General features: G+C 54.4%; 15 protein-coding genes and 2 tRNA genes. 7 read left to right on the top strand and 10 right to left on the bottom strand.

Annotation, left to right across the window (positions count from 1 at the left end; translation table 11 throughout):
• The first annotated feature begins 208 nt into the window (after window positions 1-208).
• The 5 genes from BCV73_RS03420 to BCV73_RS03400 all read left to right on the top strand — a co-directional run bounded on the left by BCV73_RS03420 (window position 209) and on the right by BCV73_RS03400 (window position 5,711).
• Window positions 209-967 (top strand): metal ABC transporter ATP-binding protein, encoded by a 759-nt coding sequence (locus BCV73_RS03420; RefSeq protein WP_089546015.1) that lies wholly within the window; start codon window positions 209-211, stop codon window positions 965-967.
• Window positions 967-1,830 carry a metal ABC transporter permease gene (locus tag BCV73_RS03415; RefSeq protein WP_076170286.1) on the top strand — a complete coding sequence of 288 codons (864 nt, stop codon included), beginning with the start codon at window positions 967-969 and terminating at the stop codon, window positions 1,828-1,830. Before BCV73_RS03420 ends, BCV73_RS03415 begins: the two co-directional genes overlap by 1 nt.
• Before the next feature lie 67 nt (window positions 1,831-1,897).
• Window positions 1,898-2,842, top strand: coding sequence for a metal ABC transporter substrate-binding protein (locus BCV73_RS03410; protein WP_089546013.1), 945 nt, complete (start codon window positions 1,898-1,900; stop codon window positions 2,840-2,842).
• A gap of 518 nt (window positions 2,843-3,360) precedes the next feature.
• Complete coding sequence (locus BCV73_RS03405; protein ID WP_089550079.1) at window positions 3,361-5,457, top strand: sulfatase-like hydrolase/transferase; 2,097 nt, start codon at window positions 3,361-3,363, stop codon at window positions 5,455-5,457.
• 180 nt (window positions 5,458-5,637) lie between these two features.
• Window positions 5,638-5,711: transfer RNA gene (locus BCV73_RS03400), tRNA-Pro, on the top strand.
• A 185-nt stretch (window positions 5,712-5,896) separates the two neighbouring features.
• On the opposite strand, the gene BCV73_RS03395 is transcribed toward BCV73_RS03400, so the two are convergent.
• Window positions 5,897-7,249: an MATE family efflux transporter gene (locus BCV73_RS03395; RefSeq protein WP_089546012.1), complete on the bottom strand. Its 1,353-nt coding sequence runs from the start codon at window positions 7,247-7,249 to the stop codon at window positions 5,897-5,899.
• A gap of 158 nt (window positions 7,250-7,407) precedes the next feature.
• Between BCV73_RS03395 and BCV73_RS03390 the strand changes: the two genes are divergently transcribed.
• Entirely contained in the window at window positions 7,408-8,094 is a 687-nt protein-coding gene (locus BCV73_RS03390; RefSeq protein WP_089546011.1) for a TetR/AcrR family transcriptional regulator, read from the top strand.
• 77 nt (window positions 8,095-8,171) lie between these two features.
• Here the strand turns inward: BCV73_RS03390 and BCV73_RS03385 are convergent, their stop codons facing one another.
• Window positions 8,172-9,356 carry an MFS transporter gene (locus tag BCV73_RS03385; RefSeq protein ID WP_089546009.1) on the bottom strand — a complete coding sequence of 395 codons (1,185 nt, stop codon included), beginning with the start codon at window positions 9,354-9,356 and terminating at the stop codon, window positions 8,172-8,174.
• Window positions 9,357-9,515: 159 nt separating this feature from the next.
• Here BCV73_RS03385 and BCV73_RS03380 point away from each other — a divergent pair, with 159 nt between their 5' ends.
• On the top strand, window positions 9,516-10,445 hold the full coding sequence (locus BCV73_RS03380; protein WP_089546007.1) for an AraC family transcriptional regulator: 930 nt from the start codon (window positions 9,516-9,518) through the stop codon (window positions 10,443-10,445).
• 129 nt (window positions 10,446-10,574) lie between these two features.
• Here BCV73_RS03380 and BCV73_RS03375 read toward each other — a convergent pair.
• From BCV73_RS03375 to BCV73_RS03340, 8 genes are all read right to left on the bottom strand, one after another.
• Window positions 10,575-10,659, bottom strand: a tRNA-Leu gene (locus BCV73_RS03375).
• 183 nt (window positions 10,660-10,842) lie between these two features.
• A complete protein-coding gene (locus BCV73_RS03370) occupies window positions 10,843-13,182 on the bottom strand; it encodes a glycoside hydrolase family 65 protein (protein ID WP_089546005.1) in 2,340 nt (779 codons plus the stop codon).
• 64 nt (window positions 13,183-13,246) lie between these two features.
• A complete protein-coding gene (locus BCV73_RS03365) occupies window positions 13,247-14,338 on the bottom strand; it encodes a carbohydrate ABC transporter permease (RefSeq protein ID WP_089546004.1) in 1,092 nt (363 codons plus the stop codon).
• A gap of 1 nt (window position 14,339) precedes the next feature.
• Complete coding sequence (locus BCV73_RS03360; protein ID WP_089546002.1) at window positions 14,340-15,422, bottom strand: carbohydrate ABC transporter permease; 1,083 nt, start codon at window positions 15,420-15,422, stop codon at window positions 14,340-14,342.
• Between the two features lie 142 nt (window positions 15,423-15,564).
• Window positions 15,565-16,977, bottom strand: coding sequence for an ABC transporter substrate-binding protein (locus BCV73_RS03355; RefSeq protein WP_089546001.1), 1,413 nt, complete (start codon window positions 16,975-16,977; stop codon window positions 15,565-15,567).
• Window positions 16,978-17,330: 353 nt separating this feature from the next.
• The gene (locus BCV73_RS03350; RefSeq protein WP_089546000.1) at window positions 17,331-18,335 is read right to left on the bottom strand and encodes a LacI family DNA-binding transcriptional regulator; all 1,005 of its coding nucleotides are present in this window, start codon (window positions 18,333-18,335) and stop codon (window positions 17,331-17,333) included.
• A gap of 317 nt (window positions 18,336-18,652) precedes the next feature.
• Entirely contained in the window at window positions 18,653-19,420 is a 768-nt protein-coding gene (locus BCV73_RS03345; RefSeq protein WP_089545998.1) for a MerR family transcriptional regulator, read from the bottom strand.
• A 155-nt stretch (window positions 19,421-19,575) separates the two neighbouring features.
• Window positions 19,576-19,929 (bottom strand): winged helix-turn-helix transcriptional regulator, encoded by a 354-nt coding sequence (locus BCV73_RS03340; protein WP_234489423.1) that lies wholly within the window; start codon window positions 19,927-19,929, stop codon window positions 19,576-19,578.
• Between the last annotated feature and the right edge of the window lie 2 nt (window positions 19,930-19,931).

Below are 19,931 nucleotides of genomic sequence, written 5' to 3'. Positions count from 1 at the left end.
ATCGCCCCGCATACTAACACTGTTTTGTCCTCGTCTTACCCTACGAAAAACGGACAACCCAGGTAAAAAAACACTTTACAATTCTCCCCATCTGTTTTAGCCTATACTCAATAAAGTTTCCTTAGGTAAAAACTTTTATATATGTGCATTAATTTGTCCCAAGGGAAACTTATGTCAAAGTTTTCATAATCCAAAGGAGGTTTATGCTATGCTCCCCCGTCACCGCGACCCTTCGGTGTCCGTCGACAGCCTATTCGTCTCCTATCACGGCAAGGATGCCCTTCGCGGCGTCAGTTTTACGCTGCTTCCCGGCAGTATGACCGGTATTATCGGACCCAACGGGGCCGGCAAATCCACGCTGATGAAGTCGCTCCTTGAGCTGATTCCGCGGGACCACGGCGAAGTTCGCATCCTCGGCGGCAGCGTCAAGGAAGCCCGGACCCGCATCGCCTATGTTCCGCAGCGCAGCGAAATCGACATGACGTTCCCGATTACAGTGATCGATACCGTCCTGCTTGGCACCTACCCGAAGCTCGGCCTGCTCAAGAGGCCGCGGCGGCAGCATAAAGAGCTGGCCTACCACTGCCTGGAGAAGGTCGGCATGGAGGATTTCGGCTCCCGGCAGATCGGTGAGCTGTCCGGCGGGCAGCAGCAGCGCGTATTTCTCGCCCGGGCACTCGCCCAGGAGGCGGAGCTGTTCTGCCTGGATGAGCCCTTCGTCGGCGTGGACGCCGCCAGCGAGGAGACGATCGTCGCCATTTTGAAAGAGCTCCGGGATCAGAACCGCACGGTGCTCGTGGTCCATCACGATTTGAGCAAGGCGGAAGCGTATTTCGACGGGCTTGTGCTGCTTAACGGCGAGCTGGTGAAGGCAGGTCCGGCCCGCGAAGTCTGCCGTCCGGACATTCTCAGCCAGGCTTATGCGGCGCAGCTGACCTTTCTCGAAAAGAACGGAGTGGGTGTGTAATGGAATTCTTAAGCGGAATCCTGGAATACGGCTTTTTGCAAAAAGCGCTGCTGACCTCGGTCATGGTCGGAATGATCTGCGGCATTATCGGCTGCTTTATCATTCTGCGCGGCATGGCGCTTATGGGCGATGCGATTTCCCATGCGGTCCTGCCCGGCGTCGCCCTGTCCTATATGCTGGGCATCAACTTCTTTTTCGGCGCCGTGGTGACGGGCGTGCTGACAGCGCTCGGCATCGGATACGTCAGCCAAAACAGCCGGATCAAAAACGACTCGGCGATCGGCATCGTGTTTACGTCCTTTTTTGCCGTCGGCATCATCCTGATTACCTTTGCGAAAAGCTCGACCGACCTGTATCACATCCTGTTCGGCAACGTGCTTGCGGTCCGCGCCTCCGATATGTGGATCACGCTGATCATCGGCATCGTGATCGCCGCGGTCGTCTACTTGTTCTACAAAGAGCTGCTGGTCAGCTCGTTCGATCCGGTTATGTCCGCGGCATACGGGCTGCCCGGGCGGCTTATCCATTACCTGCTGATGACCCTGCTCACCCTCGTGACCGTCGCCTCCCTGCAGACCGTCGGCATCATCCTCGTCGTCGCCATGCTGATCACCCCCGCCTCCACCGCTTATCTGCTGACCAACCGGCTGTGGGTGATGATTTATCTGGCCGCCGGCTTCGGCGCGTTATCAGCCGTGGTGGGACTGTATTTCAGCGTCAAATACAATCTGGCCTCCGGTGCAGCCATCGTGCTTGCGTCAGCTATTTGGTTCATGCTGGCATTGGCCTTTTCACCAAAACAGGGCGTCCTGTGGCGGCATTTCCGTTCCCGGCGCAAAAAGGCGGCGCTGAAAGGACTTTGACGCCGTCTGCCCGGAAGGCAGCAGGGTTCGCGCCGCAATGATTCTTTTTAAATAGGAGGGGATCTGTATGAAACATAAAAGGAAGGTTTGGCTCGGAGCCGTACTTATGCTGGTCCTGGCACTTGCCGCCGGCTGCTCCGGTCAAACCGGGAATAAAGCCGGCTCTTCCGGGGAGAAGCCGGTCGTGCTGACCACGTATTCGATCCTGTACGATATCGTGAAGCAGGTTGCTGGGGACCGCGTAGAGCTGTATTCGATCGTGCCGGTCGGCACGGACCCCCATGAATATGATCCGCTGCCTGCGGATCTCAAGCATGCCAGCGATGCCGATGTCATTTTCTATAACGGGCTTAATCTGGAGACGGGGAACGGCTGGTTCGCCAAACTGCTGGAGACGTCGGGAAAAGCCGGGGAAGACGCCCCTGTCTATGCACTGAGCGAAGGCGTGGAGCCGATGTACCTGACCTCCGCCGGCAAGGAATCCGAGCAGGATCCGCATGCCTGGCTGAGCATTGAGAACGGGATCCGCTATGCGGAGAACGCCCTTGCGGCGCTGACGAAAGCAGACCCGGCCAACCGTGAATATTATGAGAAGAATGCCGGGAACTATATCGAGGAATTGAAGAAGCTGCACGATGATGCCGTGACACGCTTTGCCGACATCCCGGAGGAACGCCGGATTCTCGTTACAAGTGAAGGGGCTTTTAAATATTTTTCCGCGGCTTACGGGCTGAAGGCCCAATACATTTGGGAGATCAATACGGAGAACCAAGGCACCCCTGAGCAGATGAAGCGGATTATCGATATCGTGAAGGCGGAGCAGGTGCCTGCGTTGTTTGTGGAGACCAGCGTGGATCCGCGCAGTATGGAGAGCGTCTCCAAGGAGACCGGGGTTCGGATATTCGGCAAGGTGTTCACCGATTCCACCGGCAAGCCCGGGGAAGAGGGAGACAGCTACCTCGCCATGATGAAATGGAACCTCGATACGATTCATGCCGGATTGACGAAGTAACGGGAACCGCCGCCTTTTTCCACACAGTCATCTCCCCTTCTCCCCGATGGAATGATCCTGTCTCTTCCTATATATAATAGAGTGATGACATCCTTCTTCATCAATCATCAGCCCGGTTCGGGAGGCTATGCCCAGCCGGGTCCACCCCCTCTTTCGCATCCCGGGCGAATCTTGCAATTCCCTGGGCCCTGTGCTTAAATTGCAATAGTGTAATAGTTACTATTAACTTCATTGTCCCGCGTATGGCCCGGCTTAGCACAGGTGTCCAAGCCTTGTGTTTGCTGTGGCCTGATGGCGTTTTTGATAAGGGGTAATCTATGATGCTGAAGAGGGAACGCGGGCGGCCCGCTGGCAGGACAGCCTGCGGATGACAGACCGTACGCTGCTGATTCCTATACGCCCTTGGATGGGCTTAGCGATCTGTGTGGAAATTACGAAAGGGGCGTCGATTGATTTTGCATAACCGTTTTTCATGGAGAGCGCTGATAGGTAAACCTTTTATCTTCTTCTCCATTGTCATGATTTTAAAAATGCTTTTGGTCTGGACGGTCGTGTTCAGGGAAAATGCCGGAGGCTTCGGCATGATGCTGCTGACGGGCATACCGCCCGTTTGGCTGCTCTTCTGCCTGATTGAAACGCTGGCCTACCGCAAGAAGCTGGTCACCTACCTGATTGTGGACCTGGTTCTGACCATTATTTATTTTGCCGTCATTATGTACTATAAGTATTTCGGAGTTATCGTTACTTATCATGAGCTGCGCCAAGTAAACCAGGTATCCGAGGTCAACAGCAGCGTCTTTTCGCTCATGGATCCGTATTACTTGTTCATTTTCACCGATATCGTCGTGCTGTTCATCCTTATCTGTTCCAGCCGGCCGTTCCGCGCCTTTGGCCGCAGGTTGTCCGTCCGAACGGGCCGCCCGTGGTTTGCGGGGGGAGCCGTCCTGGCACTGATCGCCTGTGCCGCGTGCATTTATCCGTTCCGGAGCGGGATGAACGAATTCCAGCAGGCCCGGGATATGGGGATTCTCAACTACGAAGCGTATGTCGGCTTTGCCCCTTCCAAGAACATCAAGGTCGACGCCAAGTCGGTCACGCCTGAGGCGGTTGCCCAGGTGAAAGGAACGACCGAGCCGGCGCAGCCGGCATACTGGGGTGCCGCCAAGGGCAAAAACGTCATCGTCATTCAGCTCGAAGCGTTCCAGAATTTCCTTGTCAACCTGAAGATCGACGGCAAGGAAATTACCCCGAACATGAACAAGCTGGTCAAAGATCATATGTATTTCCCGCATTTCTTCCAGCAGGTCGGTCAGGGAAACACGGCGGATGCCGAATTCGTCGTGAACACTTCCCTCTACGTTCCGTCCAACGGGGCTGCTTCCGAGGTGTATGCGGACAAGGCGCTGCCGAGCGCCCCCAAAGCGTTTGCCGCGAGCGGCTATCAGACGGCGACGTTCCATACGAACAGCGTCGTGTTCTGGAACCGGGATCAGCTGTATAAAGCGCTTGGATGGGAAAAATATTACGACGACAAGTTTTTCGGCAAAAATGACCTCGTTTCGTTCGGCTCATCGGACGAGCTGCTATATGCCAAGACGGCCGACGAGCTGGCACGGATGCAGGGAACCGGCAAGCCGTTCTACGTGCAGGTCATTTCCATGTCGGGCCATCACCCGTTCCGCATCCCGGAGCGCAAGTTCAAGATGGAGCTTCCCGACCGTTATAAGGGAACCCTTGTCGGGGATTATATCCAGTCCCAGAACTATGCCGACTACGCCCTCGGCCAGTTCGTGGACGAGCTGAAGAAAAACGGCGTCTGGGACAACAGCGTCATCGTCCTGTACGGTGATCATCAGGGACTTCCGATATATTCACTCAATAACAAAGAGAAAAAGCTGATGAAGGAAATTTACGGACGGGAGTACACCCTCCCCGATATGATGAACATCCCGCTCGTCCTCTCTGTGCCGAACCAAAAAGCCCAGACGCTGGAGCAGGTCGGCGGGCAGTCGGATATTTTCCCGACGCTGGCCAATCTGATCGGCGTCTCGCTGAAGAACCAGGTGCACTTCGGCCAGGATCTGCTCAACCAGAACAGCCCCGTGCTGTCGCAGCGGTATTATCTCCCGTCAGGCTCGTTTATTTCGGCTAAGGGAGCGTTTGTACCGGGCTCCGGTTACGCCGACGGGGTGACCTATCCGCTGAACGGAGGCAAGGTCACCAAGCCGCTGGATTCGAAGGAAACGTACGAGCGGGCGCACAAGCTGATCAGCATGTCGGATGCTTATGTGGCGGCGCTGCCGGAGTGGAAGGATCAGGAGAAGGAGCATGCGAACACGGATGCGAATACGGATTCGAATGCGGATGCTAACACGGAGGCGACTTCTCCTCCGGCCGGATCCGGAGCAGGAACTTCCCCGGCAGATGATCAAACGAGCGGCACGAAACCCGCTGATGCCAAGACAGATGGGACCAAACCGGCGGATGCCAAAGCTAGCAGCACTCCAACAGGTACCCAGGCTGGCAATACACCAGCGGGCAGCAAGCCAGGCAATACCACCCCTGCGAATGATTCGGCAAAGCCGTCCAAGCCGGCCGATGCTGCAGGCAAATAAAACTTACGCTTTAGAAACCAAACAAGACCGGAAGGAATCTTCGCGATTCCCCCGGTCTTTTCATTTGCTGGCAGCACAGGATCATTTTGCCCCATCGTTAAACGAATTGTGAATTTTTCTTTTACCCCCTTTACAAAATGTAAAATCGGAGTAAATTTTATAGTATAAGCTTTCTCTTAACGAGACGTGGCTCAGCTTGGTAGAGCGCTTGCTTCGGGAGCAAGAGGTCGCAGGTTCAAATCCTGTCGTCTCGATCCTTCATATAATCAATAGTTGCGGGGTTGTTGACCGCAGCTTTTTTGTGTTTAAGAACGACAGATGTCTACATATCTCAATCATAGCAGTAAAAGAGCATCGGCCTCATATTCGTGGTAAGCCTCTCTTCCCTTTTTTCCTTCGTAAAATGTAATCTCCTCAACGAACGGTAACCCTATGTTTTCTACTGTACTAAACTCTCCATATCGGGCTGCAATTTGTTCCGCAAAGCATACAGCATAATTGCCCCAACCAGGAACGCGACGGCATCCGCGATGACGAGCGACCAAACTACCCCGTGAAAGCCGTTCATTCGATTGGCGATATAGAGTACAGGAATCAGAGTAACGCCTTGAATAATTGACATAATAAACGCAGCGGTTCCTTGTGCGGTCGCTTGGAAGATCCCCGTAAACAACGTGGTCATGCCTGTAATGAACAAGGATAAGAACGTCACATGCAGGATATAGCTGCCCATTTCGATTAATTGCGGGTCATTCGTAAATAAACCAATCAAGTGGTCGGAAATCAAATAAACGATGATGCCGAACGCGACGGCTAACGCTACAATCGTTTTGATCGTAAATCCGATCGTTTGCTTCATACGCAATTTATTCGCTGTAAAAGAGAAGGCAATCAATGGCACGACTCCCTCACATAAACCCATCAGAATAAACTCGGGAAACTGCAATAAACGCGATGAAATTCCGTAAGCTGCAACGGCCGGATCTCCATATTCTACAAGAAAACGATTAAAGATGAGCGACATGGCCCCTAAAAAGATACTCATAATAAAGACGGGAACTCCAATTTTGATGACATTGCTCAAAATCTCTTTGGACGCCTTAAACCATTTAACGGAAATGGTTAAAAATGAGCTCTTATATCCCATATGGTAGGCGTAGAATACGCTGGCGACCAAGTTGGAAATGACCGTAGCAGACGCAACGCCGATCACGCCCCAATGAAAAGCGAAGATGACCAGTGCATCGAGAATAATATTCACGGCAACACTCAGAATCATACCCATCATCGACGTCATTGCCGCACCCTCCGAGCGTACGATATTTTCCAGTGTGAAAAATAAGATGACGAATGGTGAACCAATAAGCATCATCGTCACATAGTCCTTCGTAAAGCCGAAGGAGTCGGGCGTTGCCCCCAATCCATGGACAATGGGATCAATCAGCGGGATACCTACGGCCATCACGATAAGACCAATAACTAAACTGCTGTAAAAAGCGAATGAGGACACATGCTTGACATCATCCAATTTTTTCTCTCCCAGCAAACGGGAAATGAAGGTACCGCCCCCGATGCCAATCAAGTTGCCCAGTGCCATAATAATGGCGAACAACGGCAAGGTTAACGCGAGAGCGGTTAACATCGCCGTATTGTGGAGTGTGCCCAGGAAATAGGCATTCAATATGGAATAGATGACACTCATTGACGTGCCCAGCATCATCGGTACAGCGAAATGAGCTACGGCTTTGGCAACCGGTGCCTTTTCAAAGTAATAAAGATTTTCTGTATCCATGCGGGTCCCTGCTTTCTTTATTGTTTTAGGTCAACCGTCTAACAGTGCAGATGTCATCTTACAGTGTTAGTTTGAACCTTACAGTGTTAGATGATATCATGGTCTTATGAACATGTAAAGCATAAACTTACACTGTTAGGTAAAAGGATGGATTCCCGATGAAAAAACAGCAGCCTCAGATTTCGGAGGATCGGATTTTGGAAGCCTCGTGGGAGCTTCTTGGCGAGGAAGGTATCGAAAAGTTCAGCATGAGACGATTGGCCGACCGGCTGGGGATTCAGGCTCCCTCGATATACTGGTACTTCAAGAGCAAACAAAATCTCTACCAGCGTCTGGCCAACCAGGTATCGAAAATCATTCTGGAGGAGTATCATGCCGAGGGGGACTGGAAGGAGCAGCTGAAGGAGCTGGCGGTAACGGTGCGAAGCGTGCTCGGCCGGTATCCCTGCTCCACGCAGCTCATGATGTTGACGCTGCCCCACGAACCGGACATCATCCGGTTCACCAACCGGATGCTGCTCTGCGTGGAATCGACGCCGCTCGAGCAGGAGCAGAAAATGCAAGTGGTTCTTACGCTGATGAATTATATTTTCAACTTTGTTCTGGACGATTATGAGCACCAGCGCAACGTCTCCGCGATTGTTAAGGAGCACGGAGAAGGAGCGCTTCCAGGTGAGGAAATGATTCGCCTTCTGGACTCCATGAGCGAGACGGATGCCGGACTGTTCCGGAGGATGTTCAAGAACGGGCTGTTCGAGCTGATGGGGACAGACAAGGCGTTCGAGTTCGGACTGAAGCTGATTCTGCTCGGGATCGAGCAGGTGATCCAGGAGCAGGAGAAATAGAATGCCAAAAACCGCCCATCCGGTTATCGGATGGGCGGTTCACTAGGGTTACCTTTTACATGGCAGAGACGGCTTTCTCAGGAGGGGCTATCCTGAAGGGAGTTATCTCCTTTACTATGAATCACCCTGCCTCTGTACAGGGTAACGATGGCCGAAACAATAGCCAGGATAACAATCAGACCTCCGATCCAGGCATTGGCCGTTACCTCATAACGGCTGATCACCACGCCGCCGATGGCAGATCCCGCAGCTACGCCGAGATGCAGCGAGGAGGTATTTAGGGAGAGCTGGATGTCCGCCGACTTTGGTGCAAGCCGCACCAAATAGCTTTGAATAGCCGGACTTGGCGCCATGTTAAACGCACACCAGACGATGACGACGGGCAGCAAGCGCAGCATGGAGGCAGCTGCCCAGGGCAGAAGCAGGATCGCCACGGCGTGGAGCAGCAGCGTGACGAGCATTGTCCGGGCTGCCCCAAAGCGGTCGGCCGCCCACCCTCCAATCCACCCCCCTGCAATGCCGGCGAGCCCATAAACCAGCAAGACGAAGCTGATTTGACCGGGAGACAGGTTCAACATGGTCTGTAAAAACGGCGTGATATAGGCATAGATCGTAAACTGGCCCGTCATTTGCAGAATGGAGACGAGATGGGCGAACACAATTTTAGAATTTCCCAACGTACGCAGCTGTTCCCGCATCGGAAGCTTAGGCGGAGACGCCGCTTGGGGCAGAAATTTCATGATGCATATCGTCACAATGAACGAAAGTACGCCAATAAAAGCAAAGGTTGCCCGCCAGCCCCAAGCCTCGCCGATCAACGTCCCCAGCGGAACGCCGAGCACGAGGGAGCCGCTGATCCCCATAAAGATCATTCCAATCGCACGCCCTTTTGCTTCAGGTGTCACAATCCCCGAAGCCAGGGTGATCGACAGAACGACAACAATGGAGCAGCTTGCCGCCAGAATAACCCTGGACAGCAGCAGCATCGTAAAATTCGGACTTAACATAGACATGATATTTCCAGCCGTAAACACCAGCATGGCGATGACCAGCAGCCTTCGGCGCTCAACCTTCGTAGTTAAAGCGATCAAGACGGGGGATCCTAAGGCGAAAACCAGAGAATACACCGAAACCAGTTGGCCGGCCACACCGACGGAAACGCGCAGATCCCGGGCGATCATATCCAAAATCCCGGCAATGACCAGTTCAACGGAGCCTACTGTAAAGGCAGCCAGCGCCAGAATGAAAATGCGCTTATCCATTACTCTTCCTCTCCTTTCTTTCAACCTGATTATGAACCAGCCGAAAAAAGCAGAGGTAGTCTAAAAATCGCAAATGATTGCCTGATTCTCTCAAAACGATTCATCGCTGGGTCCAACAGGGCTTATAATGGGACATAGATAAGGAGGGGAAAACAATCCATGCGGGATTTATCCAACCACGCCAATTCCTTGGTTTCGTATCAGAAGGAATTGTCCCTATTGATGGAAAAACATACGGACGGAGACGGCATTCACGAGACGCTCATTCCTTCACTTTCTCTGATTCGCAGTTCGAAAACGACGTTCCCTTCGTTTTCGGTCCATGAACCGGAGTTGTGTATCGTCTCCCAAGGTTCGAAGGTGGTCATGCTCGCAGATGAGAGCTTTACGTATGGGCCGTCCAGCTATCTGGTCATCTCCCTGGATTTGCCCGTCTCCGCCCAGATTATTGAAGCAACGCCGGATATGCCTTATTTGTGCTTCAGGCTTAAACTTAACCTAAAAGATGCGTTGGACTTAGTAAACGAGGCGAATCCGGTATCCCGGAAGAAGCTCCGTTCGAAACGGGGGTTATTCGTGGAACAATCGACTGCTCCTCTGCTGGACGCGGCTGTCAGGCTTACACGCCTGCTCGATAACCCGGAGGATATACCGATACTGGCACCGCTCATCGTTCGTGAGATCTTATATCGGGTTTTGCAGGGAGAGCAAGGAAACGTATTAAGGCAAATGGCCTTGAGGGGAAGCAGCTCGAACCGGATTGCCGTAGTGGTAGAGCAGCTGAAGCGGGAGTACATGGAGCCGCTCCGAATCGATGAGCTGGCGGCCGCTGCCCATATGGCCCCCTCCTCCCTGCACCGTCACTTTAAGGAGGTCACGGCCATGAGCCCGCTGCAGTACCAAAAGCAGCTGCGGCTGCAGGAGGCCCGCCGTCTCTTGTTATCCGAATCTGCCGATGCAGCGGATGTTGCTTTTCGAGTCGGTTACGAAAGTCCGTCCCAATTCAGCCGCGAATACGCCCGGCTTTTCGGCCTTCCGCCGATCAGCGACATCACGCGGCTTCGGGAGCAGTTAGGCCGGGTGCCCTGATCCAAGAGCACCCGGCTCCAGTCTGTAATCACAAGCCTGAAGAGCATAAAAAAAACGCCTATCGGCGTAAATAAACATAAAAATAGGATCATGCATTGCCTTTCAGCAATCGCATGATCCTATCAACGATGCGGTCGAGAGGACTCGAACCTCCACGGGGGGTTAGCCCACACGGACCTGAACCGTGCGCGTCTGCCAATTCCGCCACGACCGCATATTCAGTTGGTCACGTTCGAAATGTTTTTTTCTTAGCGACAAGATAGATCTTACCATGGATCCATTATCATCGTCAAGCGTTTCGCCAAACTTTTTTTATAAAGTTGAAAAGCGGAGTTCCGGGACGAACCTGCCGGGTGATTCCCCAGTGTCTCTCGTTCTAAAACTCCGCCGTGTTTCGTTACCTTCTGACCGTCTTCCCTGCCTCAAGGGTCAGCTCTTCCCCCTTGTGGCGGATCTGCAGCGGATCACCCTCCAGAAGTCCGTATACCGTTCCCTTGGCGTCGACAAGCACCTCCAGGAGCCGGCCCCGGTTCATGACCCGGAAGCGGTAGCTGTCCCACTGCCCCGGCAGCGCCGGCGCAAATTCCAGCATGCCGTCTACCAAGCGCATGCCTGCAAACCCATATACGATGGACATCCAGGACCCGGCCATGGCCGCCGTATGCAGCCCGTCCTTGGCATTCCGGTTGATGTCGTCCAAATCCATGCGCACCGTCCGGTCGAAATAAGCATACGCTTCTTCGAGTTCACCGATCTCGGCCGAGACGATGCTGTGAATGCACGGCGACAGTGAGGAATCATGCGTCGTCAAAGGCTCATAGTAGCGGTAGTTCCGGATTTTCTCCTCCATCGTGAACCGTTCGCCGAGCAGGAACAGCGCCAGCACCAGATCGGCCTGCTTCAGCACCTGGTGGCGGTAGATGACGAGCGGATGAAAATGCAGAAGCAGCGGGTACTTGTCGGCCGGCGTGTTCTGAAAATCCCATTTGGCCTTCGTCAGGAACGTATCGTCCTGCGCATAGATGCCGAGCTCGGCATCATACGGCACGAACATGTTCTCCGCGGCCCTGCCCCAAAACGCGATTTCCTCGTCCGTCAGGCCGATCGCCGTCCGCAGACGCTGATCTTCCGCCGGATGTGATTCCGCCAGCCAGCCGGCCACCTGCACCGCGTAGCGCAGCTGATCCTGCACCATAAGGTTCGTATAGGCGTTATTGTTGACGATGGCCGTATACTCGTCAGGTCCGGTCACGCCGTCGATACAGAACTTTCCGTCGCGGGCCGGATTGAAATGCCCGAGGTCCACCCAGAACCTCGACGTCTCAAACAATATTTCGGCGCCCTCATTCAGCAGGAAATCGGAATCTCCGGTGGCGGACACATACTGCTTGATCCCGTAGGCAATGTCCGCGTTGATGTGGGCCTGGGCCGTCCCGGCGGGATAATAGGACGAGTTCTCTTCCCCGTCGATGGTCCGCCAAGGGAACAAAGCTCCCTTCTGCGACATGACCCGGGCCCGTTCGCGGGCTTTGTCCAGCGTGGCGTAGCGGAAATGCAGCAGCGCCCTGGCAATATCCGGCCGGGTATAGGTGAAGAACGGCAGCATGTACATTTCCGTATCCCAGAAGTAATGGCCCTCATATCCTTCACCTGTGAGACCCTTGGCGCCGATGTTGGTCACGCCGTCCCGGCCGACGGACTGCAGCAGCTGAAATGCATTGAAGCGGATGCCCTGCTGCAGTGCAGGGTCGCCGGCGATTTCCACATCGGCGGTTCTCCAGAACTGTTCGAGAAAAGACTGCTGTTCTTGGGCAAGCACCTCAAACCCCGACTGCCGGGCCATCCGCTGAACCTCTTCAGCACGGACAATCAGCTCCCCTTCGGCATAATCCTTGGACGTATGGTACGTGACGTATTTGGTGAGGGCTGCGCTCTCCCCCTGCCGGAGTGATACGGTAAATTCGGATGCCGCATACTCGTTCTCCGACCACGCCGAAGTCTGGGAGGGCTGATTCGTCTGCAGATCATGGCTCATGGCCGTCAGGAGCACGAATCCCGAATGCCGTGTACGCTGTCTCATCCAGGACAGTTCTTCGTCACGGCCCGTATCTTCGAGCAGCAAGCTGGGCTCAGCCTTGGCGGCGCCCAGACGTGGATCGCCGTTGTTGTTCTGCGATGCGATCTTACCGTCCAGCGCGGAGGTCAGGCTGATAGCCCCGCTGAAATTAAGGGCGGTGACTTCATAATGGATCGCCGCCAAATGCTTGTGCTGGAGGGCGGCGAACCGGCGGATGCGGATCCGGGCACGCTGGCCGCCGGGTGCTTCCCAGTCGATCTCGCGCGTCAGCATCCCCTTTTTCATGTCCAGCTCCCGCCGGTAGTCGTGGACGACGCCGCTGTTCAGGTGGAACAGCTGGCCCTCGATCCGCAGCTCCACCCGCTGCGCGTTGGTCACGTTCAGCATCGCGTGATTCCGCTCCGGATACCCGTACGCCCCTTCGGGATACACGATCGGCTCGGAGTCATAGAACCCGTTCAGATAGTTGCCGGTGACGGAGGTGCCCAACATGCCGTAAAAACCTTCCTCGAAATTGCCGCGCATGCCGATATATCCGTTGCCAATGGCAAACAGGCTTTCGCTGCGCTGGTTGTTTGCCTCGTCATACGTTTCCTCGGACAGACTCCATGCCTCGTAAGGGTACAGCGGCTGCGGCCTCACATACGTTTCCATCCTCATCTTCGACTTCAGCTCCTTACGCCGCAAGGGCTTCATTATATGTTCATGTTACCCGGAGGTACCGTTAACCTTTCACCGATCCGCCCATCAGTCCTCTGACGAAGTACTTCTGGAGCAGGAAGAAGATCGCAAGCGGCATCAGCATTGAGATGAAGGCGGCGGACGTCAGCAGGTGCCAGTCGTTCCCGCGGGAGCCGACCAGATCGGCGATTTTCATCGACATGACCTGCACTTCCGGCTGGTTGCCGATAAAGATCAGCGAGACGAGATAGTCGTTCCATACCCACAGAAACTGGAAGATGCCGATGGAAGCAAGCGCCGGGACCGACAAGGGCAGGATCAGCCGGCTAAAAATGGTGAAGTGGGTAGCCCCGTCCATAAAGGCCGATTCGAACAAGTCCTTTGGCAGCTGGCTGATGAAGTTGTACATAAAGTACGTAACCAGCGGCAAGCCGAACGCCGTATGCGCCAGCCAGATCCCGAGGTAGCTGCCGTTCAGGCCGAGCGAAGTATAATCCTTCAGCACGGGGATCAGCGCCACCTGAATCGGAATGACCAGCATCGCGATAATGACGACGAACAGCGTCTTGCGTCCCGGGAACCGCAGCCAGGCGAAGGCGTAGGCGGCGAAGGAAGCGATCAGGACCGGAATAACCGTCGCTGGTACCGCAATCGTCAGCGTATTCCAGAACGCCTGGGATAAGCCGGTTCCCTTCTCCTTCGACTCGCTGCCGTCGGCATTTTTGATCGTATATTCCTTGCCTGTGATCACGTTTTTATAGTTATCGAGCGTCAGTTTGGACGAGCCGACCCAGCCCTGATCCTGCACGCTGATTTCGCGTGCGCGGCGGTTTTCCCAGGTCAGCCGCTTCCCGTCCTGCATGACGCCGCTCTTGAGCTGGTCGTCCGTATACGTCTGGCCGTTCACTTCGATCGGCCCGCGCAGGTCGACATCCTTGGACAGCTGGATCGTGTCCTTCGTTTTCCATTCCTGGTGAGGGAACACCTTCCACCATCCGGTCTCCAAAATATCCGCAGCCGGACGGAAGGACGAAATCAGCAGCCCCAGCGTCGGCAGCAGCCATACGAAACAGATGATACCGAGCACGATGTTGACGATCCACTTTTTGCTTCTTCTTTTCTTTTTGCCTGCCATGTCAGAATCCCCCCTGCTTGCGGAACTGGCGCAAATTGATGATGATGACCGGCAGGACGGCGATCAGGAGCACGATGGCCAGCGTTGAGCCGTAGCCGAAGTTCCGGTACATGAAGAACTGCCGGTAGAACTGGGTCGCCACCACTTCCGTGCCGTACTGTCCGCCCGTCATGACCATGACCACATCGAAAATTTTCAGGGTGAACACGATGATCGTCGTCGTAACGGTCAGAATCGTCGTCGAGATAAACGGAATGATGATGCGGAAGAAAATGCGGATTTCGCCAGCACCGTCGACGCGGGAAGCTTCCAGAATATCGTCCGGCACGCCCTTGATGGCCGCCGAGAAGATGACCATGGCGAAGCCCGTCTGCATCCAGATCAGGATGATGATCAGGAAGAAATTGTTCCACGGCTGGAGCATGCTGACCCAAGCCTGGGGCTCACCGCCGAGCGCCATGACGATGGCGTTCAGGAGGCCGATCTGCTCGTCTCCCGGCTGGTAATAGTACACAAACTTCCAGATGACGCCGGCCGCCACGAAGGAAATGGCCATCGGCATGAAAATGATCGATTTTGCGATCCGCTCATAACTGCTCCGGTCTGCAAGAATGGCAATCAGCAGCCCAAAGGCGACACACGCCAGTGTTCCGACGAAAACCCACAGCAGGTTGTTGCGCAGCGCGGTTGCGAGCAGCCGGTCGCTGAAAATGGCGATATAGTTGCCCAGACCGACGAACTTATCAGAAGACGCATTGAAAAAGCTCAGGTACAGCGTACGCAGCGCCGGCAGCACGAGCAGCCAGCCCAGCACCAGAACCGCCGGTCCGATAAACACATACGGGAGCACTCTGCGGCTGATCCGGTCGGGAAACTTCTCCACCGCCCAGGTAAACGTATAGTAAATCAAGTAAACGCCCAGAACGCCCCATAGAACGGCCAGCACTGCGGTAAGCAGCGGGTTCAGGGACGAATCCCGGAAAAAGACGAAGATCACGCCGTTGACGGCGATATTGGCGATCAGGACGCCCATAAAGATGAGCAGTGCCTTGATGCTGAATCCCGGTTTCGTTTGCGTATTCATAGGTATCCTCCTAAACAGACGACTTCATGGGTTGATCAAACGCGGGGAGGAAAAAGAGAGGCCGACGGATCGCTAAACCCGATCAGCCTCTTTCGTTGCCCCATCCCTGCCTCACCGCTGCCAAAAAGCTAAGCGGCTGCGGTTAATTGTTCCAGCCGGCCTGAATTTGCTTCAGCGCCTCATCCAGCGTCGCGGTGCCGCTGACATAGTCGGTCATGCCCTTCCAGAATGTGCCGGCGCCCACTTTGCCCGGCATCAGGTCGGAACCGTCAAAGCGGAGGGTCGTCGCATCCTGGACCAGCTTCGCCATGCGGCGGTCGGACTCGGAGGTGTACCAGTCGAGCGAAGCGTCGTTCATCGGAGCGATCACGCCGCCGGACTGCACCCACGACTTGATCGATTCGCCGGTCGTGAAGAACTCCATCACCGCGCGGACTTCCGGACGGTCGTTGAACATGGCATAGATGTCTCCGGCCACAAGCACCGGTTTGCCGTATTTCGAATCGATCGGCGGCAGGTAGAACCAGTCGTAGTCCTGGTCGACCTTAGCCGTTTCAGGGAAGAAGCTGGTAATAAAGTTGCCTGTCAGGTTGAACCAGGCTTTCGGAGGATTCTCGAACATCGGTTTCGGCGCATCGCCGAAAGCGGTCGTCACGATCGATTTGGTGCCGCCATACACATAGTCCTTGTTCATCCAGATTTTGGACATGAGCTCAAACGCGTTTTTCACTTCAGGCGAGGTGAAAGGCAGCTCGCCTTTGACCCATTTGTCGTAGTTTTCAGGTGTTGTCGTACGCAGCATTATGTTTTCGATCCAGTCGGTACCCGGCCAGCCGGTAGCCGCGCCGCTCTCGATGCCGATCGTCCATGCCGGGTCTCCGTCCTTGGCGATCTGCTCGGTCAGAGCCATCATTTCGTCCCAAGTTTCCGGAACTTTGTAGCCGGCTTCCTCAAACTGCTTTTTCGGATACCAGACCAAGCTCTTCACGTTGCTGCGGTTCCAGATGCCGGCCATAATTTTGCCGTCCTTGCCGTCCATCGTCCCCATGTCGAGCCAGCTTTGATTGTAGTTTTTCTTCAGCTTCTCCTGGTCCAGAACTTTGGTCAGATCCACCACTTTGCCGGTCTTGGCGATCGAGGCCAGCAGGCCTGGCTGCGGGAAGTCGGCGATATCCGGCGCGTTGCCGCCGTCCACGCGGACGTTGATGGTCGCCTCGAACTCCTTGGAGCCTTCATATTGAATATCGATGCCCGTTTTATCCTCAAAGTCTTTGATGCTGGATTCGAATTTCTTCAGGTCCGCATCTACAAACGGCCCGAACATCGTCACTTTGGTGCCTTTATATTTGCCCTGAAGCGCCTCCTCCAGCGGCGAACCCGGTGTGGCCGCAGGCTCGGTTGCCGTCGTTGTCGAACTTCCGTTGTTAGACGCTGTACCAGCAGGTTCTGTCGAAGGACCTGCATCCTTGCTGCTTCCGCAGGCGCTCATCACCATGGTAAACGACAGTCCCAGCACCATCAGCAGCGATAGTTTGGGCTTTGATGTTTTTTTCATTTTGGAACATCCCCTTTTCTTCATTTAGAAAACGATTCATGATTCCTGATTCAGGTTACGGATGCCATCACGGGTTCCTAGCTTAGCGGCCGCTCACCCCCTTCACAGAATTGAATTCGGCGCCCTCCTGAAACATCCAGTTCATACACCAATGAACATATTGGTCAAATACAACGCTTACATGAATCCGGGAGGAAATCCCCCTCTGAAAAGCTTTTCAATATCGTGTAAAAAAAAGAGCTATCGACGTATCTTCACAGCAGACAGACCGCATTTAGCAGAAGTTTATCGCGAGATTTGGAAGCGGAATCTCCGAAGCTTTTACTTTCTGATCTCTAAAAAAAAAGATCTGCTTATCTCTGGCGGGATGACTCCCTTACGATCAGCTTATGCTTCATCATCTCCTTTGGGACCTTCACACTGCCTGTCGTAAGCAGTTCATGAAGCTTCTCCGCCGCGCGGTATCCGAGCTCGTAAATCGGCTGGGCCACCGTCGTCAGCTTCGGAATGAACATATTCGCCATCCGCAGATTGTCGAACCCGACGACCGACACCTGACCCGGCACGAGAATATTCCGGTCCTTCAGATACGAGATCGTCCCCATGGCGAATTCGTCCGCCACGCAGAAGACGGCCGTAATGTCCGGATGGGCGGAAAAAAGCTCGTGCGACGCATGATAAGCCTGCTCGAACCGGTGTTCCGCGTACGCCACCCTTTCGATGTTATGAGTGAGCCCGCCTTCCTTCATGGCCCGGACGAAGCCTTCGTAACGCGGCGGCCCCGATACCGAGTTCACATGATTGAAGCCGATCATACCGATCTCCCGGTGGCCCAGCTCAATGAGGAACTTCACGGCCTCATAGGCGGCCTCCTCGTCGTCGACCTCGACGCTCGGAACCTCGAATTCGTCCGAATGCGAGGACAGCAGCACGAACGGGATGCGGCATGCGGTGAGCTTCTCATAGTACTCCGGATACAGGATATCGCTGGCGAAGACGATGCCGTCCACCTGCTTCTCGCGGAAGGCGTCGATGTACGACAGCAGACGGTCCTTGTCGCGGTCGGTGTTGCAGATCATCAAGCTGTATCCGAGCTTGACGCAGGCGTCCTGCATCCCCCGGATGATCCCGGCAAAGTACATGTTCTCGATATCCGGGATAAGGAGCCCGAGGGTAAAGGACTTTCTGTAAATCAGTCCCCTGGCAAAGGCGTTCGGCTGATACTGGAGCTTCTCGATCGCTTCGAGTACGCGTGAGCGCTTGGCCTCCACCACCGATTCGGGCGAGTTCATGACCCGCGAGACCGTACTGATGGAGACACCGGCCATCTTGGCAACATCTCTGATTGTTGGTTTCATGTAGGCAACTTCCTTTTTAAGAAAACCTTTTCAAGGCGTATTATAGCAAGGGTATTTCGAGTTGGCAACAACTTTTTTAAGCGCTTACAATTACCTTTTTATGCCGAAACGTTTTTACTCATTTAAGGTGCCCATAGCTGCATAGGGAAAGGTTCTTCGTCCTCCAAGCAAAAAAAGCCCCATCAGGGCTTTTAGGTAATGCGCCAAACGTTCGCGGTTTCTTTCGGGAAGGTCACTGTACATTGGTCCCGGCTGGGCTCCGGTTCGGATTTATAAATTTGCTGCATGGACGGAACCACTAACTTCGCAGTCCCGGTTCAGGGCTTCGCCATCCCTGTGTAGACCAGAATTGCGTCCCGCAGAAACTCCGCCGCTCCCGGCTGCTTCGCATCATAGTAAGCCTTGAAGCGCTCGTCGTCCACATACATTTGGGCCAGCCCGGCATGCGCCTCTTTGCTGTAATCGCTCCAGTAGTACGTCAGCCACTGCTTGTGGAGGTCAGCCGTCTTCTGGGCGAGCTCACTGGCAGGATCCCCGGTTTGATAAGCCTGCCCAAGCGTGGACAGCACCTCATCGGCCAGGCGCGACACCTCTTCGTACTGCTCCTTGGTCATGTTTTTCACCTTGGCGTTGGAACGCTCGATGGCCGCATCCCCGTACTTCTCACGGATTTCCTTGCCGTACTTCTGTTCGTTATCGTCAATGAGTTGTTGTTTGAAGCCTTCAAATTTCTGCTGATCCGTCATGTTCGTTCTCCCTTCCTGATACTGGATCGTCCGTTCCACGTTGGCAATCAGCCGGTCCAGCTGCCTGCGTTTGTCAAGAAGCTTCTCACGATGTTCCTTCAGAGCTTCGCTGCTGTTAAAAGAAGGTGAGGACATCAGCTCCTTGATGCGGTCCAGGCTTACGTCCAGCTCTCTGAAAAATAAAATTTGCTGCAGCCTGTTCACCTCATCCTCCCCATAAATCCGGTACCCTGACGAATTGATCCTAGCCGGCTTAAGAAGACCGATTTCGTCATAGTACCTCAGGGTCCGGGTGCTGACGCCCGCGAGCCGTCCCAGCTTCTGCACGGTGTATTCCATGGGATCACCTCCTGACGGTTTCACTGTACACCTTTACGTAACGTCAATGTCAAACCTATTTTGCACTCAACAAAAAGGACTTACCAGGCCGACCTTCAGACGAAAGCCATGCCTTGCAGCCCTTGAAGTAACATTTGACCTATGGCTATGTTCCATTATTCAGCTGAAGCAGGGTTCCGCCCGCCCCATTTGTCCACCCATCGCTCCATTTCCTTTAAGGCGAGCTGGAAATCGGCGCCCTTCTCCGTCAGCGAATATTCGACGGTCACCGGGACCGTGGGGAACACCTCGCGGTTCACAAGTCCCATCCGTTCGAGATGCCGGAGCGTATCCGTCAGCGACTGGGTTTTGATCACGGACGCATTGCGCTGGAGCTGATTAAACCGCTGCGGGCCCTTCAGCAGTTCATCCAGAACGAGGAACGCCCATTTGGTCTTCAGGATTTGCAAAACCTCGCAAATTTTCGAGCCCGACTCTTCGGGATCATATTTCAAAGCATGATCTTCCAAAG

It is taken from the genome of Paenibacillus sp. SSG-1 (assembly GCF_002224835.1).
GTDB classification, from domain to species: Bacteria; Bacillota; Bacilli; order Paenibacillales; family Paenibacillaceae; genus Paenibacillus_AQ; species Paenibacillus_AQ favisporus.
Note: the sequence above shows the minus strand (reverse complement) of the source record. Positions and strands in the feature narration are given on the sequence as shown.